Here is a 14,538-nt window from a genome sequence, read left to right as displayed (position 1 = left end):
CGTTTGCAAATTGATCTATATGAAAACGCCTTTGAATTATGCGGGAATACTACGGATAGCAGCCGACTGGCTGGTATTGGCAGCGGCTTATCTGCTGGCTTATGAGTTCATCAGTATGCGTTATGGCGTACCTTTTGATACCCTCACTGTGCAGATATTATTTATCGACATGCTGGTATGGCTGGTGGTAGGCTTTTATCTCCATCTGTATGATGATTTCAGGTCCAGGCCATTCTCCTTTGAGTTTGTGGCGATCCTCAAAACCCTCCTCCTCAACACCGGTATACTTACGTTCGTGTTCTTCTATGGGTACAAGTACTTTCCCTATTCCAGGACATTTGTATTCATTTACACTGCGAATATTTTTATCGGGATGACCATAGCAAAATTCCTGGTCAAAAAATTTATGCTGAAAATCTGGTCCCATGGCTATAATTCGAAGAATATCCTGATTGTGGGCACAGGAGAAGCCGGTCTTAATTTTCATCAAACCATTACGCAAAATGATCATTTCGGCTACCGGTGCATTGGGTTTGTAGATGATCATTCGCATCCTTCGCTGAACGGTAATTACCTGGGCCGGTTGTCCGAAATAGAACATATACTGGATGCGCATGAAATCGATGAAGTAGTAGTGGCGCTGTCTGACCAGTCAAAAGAACAAACGGAGAGCATCATCCTGGCAAGCGAAAAGGCTACCAAGCGGGTAAAAATCATCGCCAGTTTCTATCAGCATTGCACTTCTACAGTGAGTATGAGTTTGTTTGGGCCGTTTCCGCTCATCACGATCCGTTCTTCCCCGCTCGACGAACCAAGGCATCAACTGATCAAACGGGTATTTGATATTTGTTTTACGCTGGTATTGCTGATCACCTTTTCCTGGCTGTTTGTGCTGATCGCTTTGCTCATCAAACTCACTTCACCCGGACCTGTTATTTATAAACAGGAGCGATGGGGATTGAAAAAAAGCAGGTTAACCTGTTATAAATTCCGTACTATGAGATCAGATGCTGCTGCCAGTGAGGGAGGCGCTTTCGCCGCTACCATGCCCGGCGATCCAAGGGTAACACGGTTGGGCAGTTTCCTCAGGAGAACCAGCCTGGATGAACTGCCGCAGTTTATTAATGTGCTGAAAGGAGATATGTCGTTTGTAGGCCCGCGGCCCCATGCTACGCTGATGCACCTGGAACTGAAAGATACCATCCAGCATTATATGCTGCGGCACCTGGTGAAACCCGGTATTACAGGCTGGGCCCAGGTAAACGGCTGCAGGGGCGAGAACCATAAAGCCGGGCAGATGCAGCGGCGTATCAACTTTGACCTCTGGTATATTGAAAATTACAGCTTCTGGCTCGACTGCCAGATCATTTCACAAACGTTGGTCAACCTCGTCAAAGGAGACAAAAATGCGTATTAAATGAGGCGGCGGCTACTTTTAATCACCGGTAATTTTTCCCCCGAATTGAACGGCATAGGGAAGTATAACGGGGAAATGATCCGCTGGCTGGCAGCAAAAGGGTACGAATGTACCGTGATCACCTCTTATCCTTACTACCCCCAATGGCGGGTTCAATCTCCTTATAACAATAAAAAATACAGGTATACCCGTGAAAAATGGATAGATGGTGAAGGGCCCATTGACTTTGTCACCATTTACAGGTGTCCCCAATATATTCCTATATCACCTTCGGGTGCAAGAAGGGTACTGCAGGACATGAGCTTCTTTTTTTCTTCCGGATGGAAATTATTGCAGGTACTGTTTTCCAGGAAATTTGATGTGGTCATGACGGTATCTCCATCGTTCCAGCTGGGATTGCTGGGTGCTTTTTATAAGCGCGTAGGTCGGGCTAAATTTATATATCACATACAGGACCTGCAGATTGAGGCCGCCCGTAATTTGAATATGATACGATCGAAATGGCTGATCAGGCGGCTGTTCGGGGTAGAAAAATTTATACTGACGAGGGCAGACGTGGTAACCAGTATTTCCGAAGGAATGATCAGGATGATAAAAGAGAAGGCCGGCAAAGATATCAGCTCGTTTCCCAATTGGGTAGATCTGCAGCGATTTTACCCGGTTATCGACAGGGCCGCCTTAAAGATAAAATCCGGTTTTGGGAAAGACGATAAGCTGATACTTTACTCCGGTGCGTTGGGCGAGAAACAGGGGCTTGAATCTATTTTATATGCAGCAGCCGTATTAAAACACCAGTCTTCCATTAAGTTTCTTATCTGTGGCTCCGGCCCGCACAGGGGCCGGTTACAGGCACTGGCCGAAAGCCTGGAACTCCCTAATGTGTACTTTCTCCCATTACAGCCTGTGGAACATTTCAACGATTTTCTCAATATGGCAGATATACACCTGGTGATCCAGAAAAATGAGGCGAGCGAACTGGTGATGCCATCAAAACTGACAACCATTATGGCGGTGGGCGGAATTGCCATCATTACGGCGAATGAAGGCAGCTCCCTGTATGAACTGGTAAAGCAACATGAAATGGGACTGTTGATTAACAGCGGTGATGATGCGGCATTGGCTGCGGCTATTGACCGGGCCGTAACAACGGACCTTTCCGGTTTGGCAAGGAACGCGAGGAATTATGCTGCTACCTGTTTGTCGAAGGAGGAGATCATGACCAGGTTTGAAGCGGTGTTGAGATCATGACATTTTTTTTATTGCCACGATGTTCTGAAAGGAGAAGATTTCAAAATGGGTGGATTTATAAGTGCCTAAAGCTTTCAGCCCGTCGGGCAGTAACCTGTAGAAATCATATCCCGGGAGGAGGTCTACAATATCTTTAAAAAAAGTTTTGGAGATGACATTCATCTCGTTGAATTCTATTTGTATAATTTCCGCCAACCCGCGCTGAATGGTTTGTTTTGCCCCTTTTAGTACGGAGAGTTCATGCCCTTCGGTATCAATTTTTAACAGGGCAATCCTGGAAATATTTTCGAGTGCTACAAATTCATCAATAGTTGTTATTTCTATGGGCAGTTCTTCTGCTTCGCCATGGTGGAGTTGTTCAATCACTTCCCGGTACATGCTGGCGTGTTCGGAACCGCCGTTGCCGGAGTAATCATAGATCATAGCGCTGGATGAAACTTCCCCGGCGCCTTTAAACACAGGTGTGAACTGGTATTCAATAGCGGCCAGTTCCAGTTTTTTGAACGCTACCGGATGTGGCTCAAACGCAAACAGGGGCAGGGAAATGCCGTTTTTCCTGAGCATCACCGAATAGTCGCCTACGTTGGCGCCGATGTCGAGGATGGCTCCCGACAATAATTTTTTCCGGGAGATAAGATACCTGAGAAATGCTTTTTCTCCGGATACCGTACTGTTTTCATGATTCCTGATACCAAGGCCAAACATGCTCAGTTTGTAAACAAACAAATGCATCGGATAAAGCGCCTTACGGACGAATAAAAAAACATAGACTCTTTTTAAACCACGGCCGAGTTTTTTCATGATGGAGCTTGATGTTTAGGGCTGGATAACACGTAGGGTACCGGATAATAGCGACGCTAATAAAGATAGGGAGAAAACATGGCTGGTGGGCTGTTCATTTTATTCATTCCGATGTGTTCAGGCAGCTAAGTTATTCTCCTGGTAGCTGTTTTCTCAATTCAGGAATGGTGAGCCCCATCTCCGCCAGCCGTTGGCCGAGATTCGATAGTATATAATCCTGCTCTGTGGGGAATCTTTCCAACAGTTTTTTATACGCCGGCAGCAATCTATTATCTGTTATGCCATGGAGTGCCTGCAGCGCCATCAGTATTACGTGAGGGGAGCTGTCATCCAAACCACTGATGAAATCGCTGAGGTAAGCGGCTTTGTGCGGTAGCTGACCAAGCGTATAGAACGCGGTGGCCCTGATGGATTCATTGTCGTTTTTTGTCGCAGGACTAACCAGGGGCCCGTAATCTGCCGGGGCAGCTACCAGCAGGTAGGTACAAAACCGGAATGTTTCTCCGTCAGAGATATGAGCAATATTCTTTTCAATGATGTCCCGCCATTCGATGCTTTTATCTTTGGCATACCAGTAAATAAACTGGAAAACGGCTAACAGGTCAACGTCGCAATACGCTGCCAGGTAGGGTTTGGCCAGTTGATAATTATGGCGTGTCAGCATTTGAAGCAATAGCTTTTTGCACCCGCCGGTGGCCAACTGGTATTCTTTTTCAAGCAGGCGAATGATCCCGTCAGGAATGTTTTGTTTGGTGAGCATGGCGCTCAGGCAATGTTGCCTGGTGTTGTCGTCATTGGCCGACTGGTATTTTTCCAACAAACCTGTTACGCTTCCTCCCATGGTATATCCAAACCAGCTGGGGGTATCCAGGATAAGGTCGCCCGAAATAATTTCATCCAGCCAGCGTTCATACCAATCCAGGAAAGTATCTTCAAAGGTGAAAGAGGGACGCTGCCGGTCCATATCAATGTTGACCACCTTCCCGCTATGGGGGCCATTAAGGACCAGTCCGTGCAGGTAGGTGCATCCTTGTGAGCCCAGTGGAAGGATACCTGCATAAATTTCGCCCGTGGCGGTGTCGAATTCCTCGTCGGACATATCATCGTTTTCAAAAGGGATGATCATCTCCGTCCAGGTACCGGCAGTAAGTCCCGGGTATATTTTTACGGGTTCGCGGAGGTATTTTTCGGGATGGCTGGTTAATTCATCGGTTCTTTCCCCCAATGGATAAATGCCATAAAAAGGCCCCGCTGCCGAATCTGCATAGGATTTCCCGCCATTGCCGAATTGAAGGAGGAATGCGCTGAAACTACCGGGAACGGATATATGATATTTTTCTTCGAAGGCGGTGAGCTCTTGTTGGGTCAGTGGTTTATTGATGATGTACCGGTGCGAATCGGCGCCGAATACTTTTCGTCGCCGGTCTTTTTTCCTGGCGGCAACAAACTTTTCTTTGATCCTTTTTACCTGTTCCTCATATTGTTGCATATGCTAAGCTATTGTAAGTCTTCCTGCCAAAATTAAATTTTTTTGATCAAAAGCAGTGATTCAACTACCCGCCGGTTTTATGCCTGCTGGTAAACTGCCAGTTAATAAAAGGCAGGGAACGCCGTTCATTCACATTCCATAATCCCAGCTGAATGCCCCTGAGCCTTGTAGCTTTGTTGTAAATGCCTACCTGTATACCTCTGGCCACAGTGGCCCTGTTACGGATAAGCGAAAATTGCAGACCATCTGCAACGTAGGCGAAGTTATTAAAGCCGGTAATGCAGATGCCACTCATTTGGTCAACAACCGTGGTGATGCCGCCCACACTGATTCCACGAACACGATAATTGCCTACAGTAGCCAATACCCCCACATTTATCCCGTTGAGCGTGGTGCTGTAATTGTTTTCAATAGCGGTGTGGTAGTAGCCAAGGCTATCGGGGTAGCCTGCATTCCATGCACCGCGTATCAGCACAAAAAGCATGATGGGATTTATTTCGAGGTTAATGCCGTTTACTTTCAGGCTGTCTCGCTCATTAATGTCATCGCCCTTCATACTTTCTGCCCAGGCTCCTAAGGCAAGTCCGTTTATTTCATCAACACTATTGGGGGTAAACCAGGCAATATTCTTTTTTTTGTACGGATGGCGTAACATGCCCACTTCTTTTTTGGGAGCCGCGGGTGCGCCTTCATACCAGTAAAGTTTTCCGTTTTCTTCATATACCCAGGCCGCCCCGCTGAGTGCATAGTAAGGAGTTAGCTCATACGAGGCTGAATCGTTGGTATGAAGCTTTGCAAATTTCGCAGGAACAACGCGCGGTGTGGCGGCGCTTTCAAAAATGCCTTCGTAGTCTTCAAAATGGAGGATGTTGCGTTCTCCTGCGCTCATCAGTTTAAGATTGGTATAGGGAACAGCTATCGTATCCAGCGTGCTGAAATTTTTGGCGGCGATGTGCTCATTCAGGAAATTGGTAAAGAGGAGCGTATCTCTTTTTACGCTGAGCAGGCGGCCATTTATCGTTATTTTATTCTTCAGCAAAATATGATAGATACAGTTTTCATAGAGGTAGAATCCCGTGGCGCTGAAAGAAAACATATCCTGTTTGAGTTCAACCGGGTGTCCTTTCTTCAGCAATAAAAGTGTCCAGGAGCTGTGCTGCCGGCCGGTGGCGGGCTGCATCAATATCAATGTCAGAAAAAGCGGGATAATACTTTTGTAAAACAAGCGCAGAACAGGCATAGGTAACGATTGAATATCGAATGTAATGAATATCGGGCAGCATTTATCTTCCAGGAACCGGTAGCAGCCCCGGGGATTCCGGGAGGTTTTTAAAATTAACGGTATTTGCATATTTTTAACGGGTGTCTATCTATATCTGTTATACAAGTTTTGAAAATCAGCTGCCTCACGATAGGTTTGCTGCGTTGTTAGCCGCCGTACCGGCAGATGTCAGCCGCAAAGTCCGTGCATATCGGCGCTGGCAGGACGCGCATGCATCCTTGCTGGGGAAGCACCTGTTAATAAAGGCGATGTCGCATTTCAGCAAATCTGCATTGCTGGATAAGCTGCAATATACCGCTACCGGCCGCCCTTACCTGGATGGCGCTTTGGATTTTAATATTTCGCATGCCGGTAACCTCGTTGTTTGTGCGGTGAGTTCCGATGACCGCATCGGAATTGATCTGGAAGAAGTGAAGCCCGTGGAGTTTTCGGATTTCAACGGCCTGTTTACAGGGAAGGAGTGGGAGGATATCCGTTCCGCTGCCGATCCGCTGGCGCAGTTTTACCACTATTGGACCATCAAGGAAGCAGTGGTGAAAGCGGATGGTGTTGGTATTTCAGAACTCAACACTTTAACCGTTCTCAATCACGAAACGGCGCAATTGCTGGACACCACCTGGTATCTGAAAAATATTCCCCTGGCAGCGAAATATGTCTGCCACCTGGCCACCGCAGTGGCCGCACCGGATATAACCATCGAAGAAATAAGCCTGTAAATGAAAAGCAGGCATAGCATGCCGCTGTTTACCCCGTAATTTCCCGGATATCGGCCAGGTGATGATCATCGTGTTCCGCAACAAAATATGCCAGGTCAATAATCCGCATGGGCGTTTTTAACCGCGGGTGCAGTGCCGTTCTCTCCAATGCTTCTTCCGGCAACTGGCGCAGCTGTTTTACCAGTTGCTCACGCTGCTCCCTGAACCGTTGCCATAATACGGCAATATCGGTGGCATTATGATTGGCGGTATGGGTTTGCTGATTGGTTAAATCGGCCACCCGGAGTTCGGGTAACCCGTTTACGAAATCGTCGAATCGGCCGGACCACAGGGGTTCCATATCTCCCAGGTGTCCTACCTGTTCTTTAACCGACCATTTATCATTTAGTTGTTGGGTTTGCAGGGTTGGCGCCAGTAACCGGGTCATCTCTTCCACGCGTGCCGGGGTACCACTTAAACGCTCAATGATGGTGGGCATCCGGCCGTTATCTGCTATCGCAGGAAATACTCTTTCAAACCAGGCGGTTCTTTTCATGGTGAATCGTTTTTACCGATGCTAAGGTATTGGTTTTTGACATATGTTTGCAGGAGACAAAAGGCAATAACGGCATCGCTTATGAAGACATTTACAGCATCGGTATTATCTCCGGATGGGATTGAACATTTACTGGCATTGCAAAAAAATAACCTGGTTCAGCACATCACTGAGCAAACAGCGAGGACGCAGGGTTTTCTTACATTTGAATATACCGAACCTATCCTCCAAAGAATGATGGCCGACATGCCGCAACCGGTGCTGCTCGACGGCAGCGTACTCGCCGGTTACGCACTGGCTACATCAACCGGCGCAGGAGAGGAGATCACGCTGATGCGCCCATTGGTGGTGATGACACAGGACCTGGAACTAAACGGACGCCCGCTGTCGCAGCTGCGCCATTATTTTATGGGACAGATATGTGTGCGGGAGGGCTATCGCGGTCACGGTTTGTTTGACGCGTTATATAACAGCCATAAAGACCTGTTCGCCAACGACTATGATTGTATTGTTACTGAAATTGCGGCCGATAATCTCCGTTCCCAGGCAGCCCATGCCAGGGTGGGGTTTCAAACGATTCATACCTATAACGACGGCGCCACTACCTGGCATGTGGTAGCGTGGGACTGGCGGCAGTAGTGTTGGTACAGCATGGCACATCGTTATAAATTATTCAGGTATGGGCATTATTCTATCACCGGGTCATTACTTTGGAAAGGAACAGCAGTTTAACGAGAATGCCTCGTTTAAACTGAATATTACTGCTTACCAGCCAGGGGTACATATCGCCGACCACTACCATGAAAATGCCTACCTGAGTTTGTTGATCAATGGTCATTATGAAGAAGTAAATAAAAAATCCAACGCGGAAATAATGCCGGGGGAAGTATTGTTCCGGCCCGCCGGGTATCGCCATGCCAATCACTTCCAACAAAGCGGAGGGCGTTGCCTGAACATTGAATTCAAACAAACGGGGTGGCAGGAAGTAGAATGGCGCACGGTAATGCCTGCTGCGATGACCGTTTACAAAGCTGGTACATTCGACTATTTATACCGCCTGTTATATTTTTTTTCGCAGGATCCGGAAATGAGCCTGTCGGAAGAATATATTTTCAGCTGGTTGTCGGCGCATTCCGATAGTCATATACCACTTCGTTTACCCTGGTTGCCACAGGTAAAGGCTATCCTGGAAAATGAATTTGATACGCATCATACCATTAAATCCATTGCGGCCAGGGTATTTGTACACCCCATTTACCTGGCGCGTGCTTTTAAAGAAAGAGAGGGAATGACCATTGGCGAATACCAGTTGAAGATGCGGGTACGGAAAGCCATGGCTTTGCTTTTTACCACTACGCTTCCTGTTACGGACATTGCGTTTGCCGCGGGTTTCACAGATTCGTCGCACCTGGTCAGGTCGTTCCGCTTTTTTTACCTGACTACTCCCCACCGTTTCCGGGCATTACTAAAAAGTTAATCCGGTACCATTTTTATTAACACCGGCGCTGTTACTTTGTATAAAAAAACATGCGTCGTTTCATCGCCTATATATGCCTTCTTTGTCCCCTGTTTTTATCCGCCCAGCGTCACGTAGATTATCAGCTGCAGGTGCATGCCGACTTGCAGAAAAAGACCTTCGCCGTGCAGGGCGGACTTTCGTTTGAAACCGAAGCCGGATCGGCCGATTCTGTTGAAATCACCCTCAGTAAAGGTGTGGGGCCGGTGAAGCTGGCATTACAGGGGGCCAGCGGCCGTATGGATACCAGCCTGAATGCCGGCGGAGATATTGTTTACTGCTGGCGGTTTGAGCGCCCTCTGCCCGCCGGAACGCCGCTGCAATTTACGTATGCCTATGACCGTGGGAGCGCGCCCACTTTTCAATATTATCTCGACAGCAACTTCTGTATGGCAGGCGGCTATGGATCTTCCTGGTATCCGCAGGTAGTGTCGCACGATGCCGACAGCAGCGGAAGTACGGCCCGCGCCACCGGTACCATTACGGTAACTACCGCGGCCAATCTGATGGCGGTAATGGCTGCCAGTACAGCAACGATTACTAAAGCAGCAGGCGCTAACACCTGCCGGTTCCAGTATAGCCAGCCTGACATTTTTTCCCTGTACATCGGAAATTATTCAAGACAGGAGTACAAAGGCAACCGCTCATTTTATACGTATAGTCTCAGTAAAGCGATCGATGGCGATGACCTGTCTCGCAAATCCTCGACAGTGCTCGATTTCCTGACCACGCAATTTGGTCCCTTGTCTATCCCCAATTTTTCTGTCATTGAGTTCCCGGACTATGTTTCAGAACTCACCGGTATTGGCGGCGCCAGTATCCTGGGCGGTGTGGTGATGCCTACCGGTGCGCTGCGGCAGTTTAACTATGCACTCTTTGGCCACGAAATTGGCCACCAGTGGTGGGGCAACAAAGTGCGATCCAGGGGCAACAGGGGAGAAGCCATGTTGTCTGAAGGACTGGCCCAGTATGGCTCGCTGCAAACGGTTTATCATTTCGACAGCACCCATGCGATGGACTATCGCAAAACAGGCTACCCCGGCTATATCCGGGAGCAATGCGGGCTGGGCTACCTGAAAAATCTTGCAGCGGGAAACGACCAGCCGCTTTCCGCCCTCTCCGACGAAAATGGTCATATTATCGGCGACAGCAAAGGGTTCCTGGTACTGGATCTGCTGTCGGCCACCATTGGGAAACCCGCATTTAATAAAGCACTGCAAACCATTGGAGAAAAATATAGCCATGAAGGTGTTACCTGGGAAGATTTTTTGCAGGAGATGGAAAACGCACATGGCCGGTCTTTGCAGTGGTTTTATCAGCAATGGTTCGAAAGACAGGGAGCTCCTTCCTGGCAAAGCAGCTGGACACAGCAGGCCGGCAAACTACAGCTCAGTATTACGCAAAAAGACAGCAGTTACCGGTTGCCACTCGAGGTATTGATCACTTATACCAATGGCACTACTTCATTGCAGCATATCGATATTCATGATCGTACCAGCCAGGTTCAACTGCCGGTAAACGGCACTGTTACTGCTGTTCAGCTTGATCCGTATTTTAAGGTGCTGCATTGGGATGATGAACTCGCACCCATTGCAATGGCCCAGGCCAAAGTAGTGAAAGTAGTCAACCTGCGTATACAACAGAAAAATACGGAGGCCATTGCACTCGCGCAATCTTATTTAAAAGCAGGTATTCCCGATGATGTTTATGGCGTAGAATTTACCCTGTTATACCAGCTGGGGCGCATAGCTGCTGTGCAAAATAAACCGGATGATGCGCTGGCATATTACCAGCGGTCTTTACAGTGTGCATCACGTGCGACGGACCTGTTGGCCTATACTTATTATCGCATTGCGCAGCTTGCCGCCGCAAAGAAGGATACCGTGCTACTGCAATGGGCCTGCACCAATGCAGTAAAGGCCGACAGGCTCAATAATAAAACCGACGGTATGGAAGCAAAAGTGGCGCAACTGCTGGCTACTGCTGCTGTAAAAGCCTGATGCAGCGAATAGATCCCGTAAAGGCGATAACGCAAAGCAGCCATATTCCGCCACCGATGTCTCAAATACCATAATGATACCGTTTAGGTCATCTTTCCCGCTGTTAGTGGTTGGTACTGTGATACCGCAGCTCCACATGATAAACGCCATTCCTGTATTTACGGGTATAGATGCCGGTAATGTTACGATACGCTGCAGCGCCGCCGGTAATAGGAAAGTCGTGATCTGGGGCAATGGTGTCGCCCGGGGTGAGGTTGAACACACCGGTAGCGGTAATGGTACCATCGGGGAACCGGAATACCGTAGTGGTAACGCAATCGTATTGACCGCTCCCGAGGTTTAAATACATACTGGAGAATACGTCCTGCGTGACGGAATCTTTTCCGCTGCCATGGCAGATGGCCAGCGCCTGCTCTATAAAGCCTTTATATACGCCGGGACTGGCCTGCTGGTAATTATACAGGGTGTCGAATTGCTTCTGGATATCAGCTTGCTGGTAGTTCAATGAAATGACAGTCGGACCGGCAGGATGGTGTGGTCCGCAGGCCGCGAAAAGCAGGAGGAGACTCAGGCTGGAAATGGTTTTCATAGCTGATGGTATAACACAATAATTTTCTTCTAAAGATATCAATTTCCCTTCATCCCTCCCCGTTATAAAAACCGCTGCCGGATAAGTTCCATAAAAGCTCCCCGGAATTTTTCGCTGAGCGGAATGCGTTTACCGGCAATAAAGAGGTGATTCTCCTCCACCTTGTCAATCCGGCTGGTGTTGACAATATAAGAATTATGCACCCTGATAAAGGGTGGCCCCATCTGCGCGGCTATATCCTTCAAGCGTTTGTACGCAAGGGTTTCTCCCTTAGTCGTTACTACCCGTACATATTCTTTTTCGCCTTCAAAATACAGCAGTTCCTGCAGGCGTACCTGTTGTAATGTTTTTCCTGATTTTACAAAGAAGTAGTCTTTCTCCGCTGCAGGTGTCTCCTCTGCACGGGAATGCATAAACGCTGCATTTATTTTTTGCTGCGCGGCAAGGAAACGTTTGAGCGTGATAGGCTTGAGGAGATAGTCGATGGTTTGGAAGTTGTAACTGGCAGCGGCATGTTCCGTGTAGGCGGTGGTAAATACAATTTTCAGGTCCTTTGGCAACAGGGACGCCAGCTCCATGCCGTCGAGCTGGGGCATGTTGATGTCCAGGAATATGAGGTCTGCTTTACCGGTTTTCAGGAAAGCCAGCGCCTCGAGCGCGTTGTAGCACTTGGCGAGCAGCTGCCAGTCGGTGGTTTGAGTGATGTGCAGCTCCAGCAGGTTCACTGCATTGGGTTCATCATCAACTATGATACATTTCAAACTCATAAGGGAACAGATAAGTGAGCTGTAAAATGAGTGGTGGTCCTGTTGGTCTGCAGCGTATAGTCGTTGCCGTACAACAGGGTAAGCCTTTTCCGTAGATTGTCGATACCGGAGCCATGGGGCGGGATGGCGGAAGCATGTTCCGGTAAACTGTTGGTGGTAGTGAACAGCAAGCGGTTATCCTGCTGGGTCAGCGATATGTCGATCACATTCTCCCGGCTCGTTTTGTCTATGCCATGTTTAAATATATTCTCTACAAAAGTCATCAGTAACATGGGTGGGATACTGTAGGTGCCGGGAATGTTCTGCGTAAAGCGAAGCAGGATGTCGTGCCGGATGCGGATCTTCTCCAGTGCAATATAGTTTTCGAGAAAATTTATTTCGGCGGATAGATTTACCTGGTCTTTAGGGCTTTCATCTACAAAATACCGCATGATCTCAGAGAGGCGCTCTATCAGTATCGCCGTTTGCGGCGCCTCCCGGTAGGCTTCATAGTAGATGTTGTTGAGCGTATTAAACAGGAAATGCGGTTGTACCTGCGATTTGAGCAGGTTGAGTTCTGTCTTTGTATTTTGTAATAGCAATGCGGCGGTCTGCTGTTTCAATGAAAAGTAGGTGATGGCCATTCTGAATACGAAGCTGAGCAGGAACAGCAGCGGAATGCCTGCCATATACCGGAGTATTATCGACCAGGTAACCGGTTGGGGCATGTCGGTAAACCACGCATTATAAATACCGCTCATCACAAATGCCCTGGCCAGGCCAGCGGCGGGCAGAAATAACAAAACACCGGCGATATATTTTGTGATATCACCTTTGGCGTACAGGCGGGGATACAACCAGCTGATATTACCATAGATCACCAGCGCATAAAAGAGTAGGTTGAGCAAAGAGAAAACAGCCGCCTGCTTAAAGCCATCTTCCGGCAATAAGGAGAAAAACATCATGAAAAGAACAACCAGCCATAGCAGCCATTGTACACGGGTGCTGGTTGTCATGTTCCGGGGAAATTGCATGCCCCAATTTACGAAGGTTTTGAACTTGTTGGACGGGTAAAAAAGCAGGGGAGCGACGTTATTCAATGCATGAGGGCTATTATTCCATCAATCAGCCGTTATTTTCAATCACAGCCATTAACCGTGGAGAATATTGCGGTAAGGCCCCAACGTTTAAAATATACCTGCGTTCGTTGAATACATTTTTTAAGAAGAAGAAAACCCGGAATCTTTGATGGCCAGATGTTTCCCGGCATGCTGAAAGCCGGGGGCCTCCATTATTCCACCTAAATCATCCAATACGTATGCGTCTCCGCTTAACTATTTTCAACATCAAACAGGTATTTTTACCGGTAACAGGTTTGTTGATCCTGCTTGCCACCGCCACATATGCGCAGGTGGATACCATTGATCAGCGCCATCAACGGTTGAATACCGCCTTCCTGAAACCCGGTGTAAGACAATACCTGGTCTACTTCCAGCTGCCAACGCGTAGCAATATGCTCAGCCTGAGCCTGTGGGTGCGGGAAATAGAAAAAACCAACAGGAATAATGTGCCGGTATTCAAAACTACCCAGCACTGGTACAGTGAAGATACAGCCAGGTACGCGATGTTTACCTCTTTTAACACGGTATCAGACTTTTCTCCGTTATTCCATGAAGAAATAAGAGGAAAAGACCGGAAGGCCTATAACTGGTCAGCACAGGGCGTTGCCGGCGATAGTGGGCCCGATAACAAGGCGGCGGATTTTAAATTCGATTTTGACCGTCCCAATTATAACTGGCATCTCGATATTGAAACCTTTGAGATGCTGCCGCTGGCGAAAGGAAAAATCTTTGAGATCAATTTCTATGATGCAGGCCTGGATACCCCGAAATATGTGCGCTACCAGGTTACTGGCAGTGATGTGCTGCAAACACTGAACAATCAGGCTGTTGACTGCTGGAAATTATTTACGGAAGGAGAGTCCCCCCGGGGGCATTATACGCAGATTTTCTGGATCAGTAAAGCCGGGCATGAATTGCTGAAGGAAGAAGACAGTTTTGGCGGCATGTTCCGGTATAAAATAAAACTCCCGGGTCTGACACCTTACCTGGACGAGCGTTTTGTAAAACAGGCAAAGTAGTTGCTGCCTGATAACTATCAAGCCCTGTTGCCGGAAAGCATATCCGGTAACAGGGCTTT

The 14,538-nt window shown here is 48.0% G+C and carries 14 protein-coding genes; 7 read left to right on the top strand and 7 right to left on the bottom strand.

All coding sequences use genetic code 11. The features are described from left to right. Positions 1 to 19: 19 nt before the first annotated feature. Both KE626_RS25990 and KE626_RS25985 read left to right on the top strand, forming a co-directional pair. Positions 20 to 1,417, top strand: a complete 1,398-nt coding sequence (locus tag KE626_RS25990) for an undecaprenyl-phosphate glucose phosphotransferase (protein ID WP_211975941.1) — start codon at positions 20 to 22, stop codon at positions 1,415 to 1,417. Next, positions 1,418 to 2,665: a WcaI family glycosyltransferase gene (locus KE626_RS25985; RefSeq protein WP_211975940.1), complete on the top strand. Its 1,248-nt coding sequence runs from the start codon at positions 1,418 to 1,420 to the stop codon at positions 2,663 to 2,665. It begins immediately after the preceding gene. Here the strand turns inward: KE626_RS25985 and KE626_RS25980 are convergent. The 3 genes from KE626_RS25980 to KE626_RS25970 form a co-directional block, all read right to left on the bottom strand. Continuing rightward, positions 2,660 to 3,466, bottom strand: coding sequence for an FkbM family methyltransferase (locus KE626_RS25980; RefSeq protein WP_211975939.1), 807 nt, complete (start codon positions 3,464 to 3,466; stop codon positions 2,660 to 2,662). The two genes, KE626_RS25985 and KE626_RS25980, sit on opposite strands and share 6 nt — an antisense overlap. A gap of 130 nt (positions 3,467 to 3,596) precedes the next feature. Beyond that, positions 3,597 to 4,955 carry an SMI1/KNR4 family protein gene (locus KE626_RS25975; RefSeq protein ID WP_211975938.1) on the bottom strand — a complete coding sequence of 453 codons (1,359 nt, stop codon included), beginning with the start codon at positions 4,953 to 4,955 and terminating at the stop codon, positions 3,597 to 3,599. A gap of 64 nt (positions 4,956 to 5,019) precedes the next feature. After that, positions 5,020 to 6,306, bottom strand: coding sequence for an LA_2272 family surface repeat-containing protein (locus KE626_RS25970; RefSeq protein WP_211975937.1), 1,287 nt, complete (start codon positions 6,304 to 6,306; stop codon positions 5,020 to 5,022). Positions 6,307 to 6,317: 11 nt separating this feature from the next. Between KE626_RS25970 and KE626_RS25965 the strand changes: the two genes are divergently transcribed. Further along, on the top strand, positions 6,318 to 6,953 hold the full coding sequence (locus KE626_RS25965; protein ID WP_211975936.1) for a 4'-phosphopantetheinyl transferase family protein: 636 nt from the start codon (positions 6,318 to 6,320) through the stop codon (positions 6,951 to 6,953). 28 nt (positions 6,954 to 6,981) lie between these two features. On the opposite strand, the gene KE626_RS25960 is transcribed toward KE626_RS25965, so the two are convergent. Further along, entirely contained in the window at positions 6,982 to 7,488 is a 507-nt protein-coding gene (locus tag KE626_RS25960; protein WP_211975935.1) for a DinB family protein, read from the bottom strand. Positions 7,489 to 7,569: 81 nt separating this feature from the next. Here KE626_RS25960 and KE626_RS25955 point away from each other — a divergent pair, with 81 nt between their 5' ends. The 3 genes from KE626_RS25955 to KE626_RS25945 are packed head-to-tail and all read left to right on the top strand — an operon-like array spanning position 7,570 to position 11,004. Further along, positions 7,570 to 8,127, top strand: a complete 558-nt coding sequence (locus KE626_RS25955; RefSeq protein WP_211975934.1) for a GNAT family N-acetyltransferase — start codon at positions 7,570 to 7,572, stop codon at positions 8,125 to 8,127. A 40-nt stretch (positions 8,128 to 8,167) separates the two neighbouring features. After that, positions 8,168 to 8,965: a helix-turn-helix domain-containing protein gene (locus tag KE626_RS25950; RefSeq protein ID WP_211975933.1), complete on the top strand. Its 798-nt coding sequence runs from the start codon at positions 8,168 to 8,170 to the stop codon at positions 8,963 to 8,965. A 50-nt stretch (positions 8,966 to 9,015) separates the two neighbouring features. Then, positions 9,016 to 11,004: a M1 family aminopeptidase gene (locus KE626_RS25945; protein WP_211975932.1), complete on the top strand. Its 1,989-nt coding sequence runs from the start codon at positions 9,016 to 9,018 to the stop codon at positions 11,002 to 11,004. Positions 11,005 to 11,107: 103 nt separating this feature from the next. Here KE626_RS25945 and KE626_RS25940 read toward each other — a convergent pair whose 3' ends face one another. From KE626_RS25940 to KE626_RS25930, 3 genes are all read right to left on the bottom strand, one after another. Then, positions 11,108 to 11,593: a hypothetical protein gene (locus KE626_RS25940; RefSeq protein ID WP_211975931.1), complete on the bottom strand. Its 486-nt coding sequence runs from the start codon at positions 11,591 to 11,593 to the stop codon at positions 11,108 to 11,110. Between the two features lie 62 nt (positions 11,594 to 11,655). Further along, on the bottom strand, positions 11,656 to 12,360 hold the full coding sequence (locus KE626_RS25935; RefSeq protein ID WP_211975930.1) for a LytR/AlgR family response regulator transcription factor: 705 nt from the start codon (positions 12,358 to 12,360) through the stop codon (positions 11,656 to 11,658). After that, on the bottom strand, positions 12,357 to 13,355 hold the full coding sequence (locus KE626_RS25930; protein ID WP_211975929.1) for a sensor histidine kinase: 999 nt from the start codon (positions 13,353 to 13,355) through the stop codon (positions 12,357 to 12,359). The genes KE626_RS25935 and KE626_RS25930 overlap by 4 nt, the downstream gene beginning before the upstream one ends. A 302-nt stretch (positions 13,356 to 13,657) precedes the next feature. Here KE626_RS25930 and KE626_RS25925 point away from each other — a divergent pair, with 302 nt between their 5' ends. Further along, complete coding sequence (locus KE626_RS25925; RefSeq protein ID WP_211975928.1) at positions 13,658 to 14,479, top strand: DUF3108 domain-containing protein; 822 nt, start codon at positions 13,658 to 13,660, stop codon at positions 14,477 to 14,479. The last annotated feature ends 59 nt before the right edge of the window (positions 14,480 to 14,538 follow it).

Source organism: Chitinophaga hostae (genome assembly GCF_018224885.1).
Lineage (GTDB): Bacteria > Bacteroidota > Bacteroidia > Chitinophagales > Chitinophagaceae > Chitinophaga > Chitinophaga hostae.
This window is presented reverse-complemented; position numbering and strand designations above follow the sequence as displayed.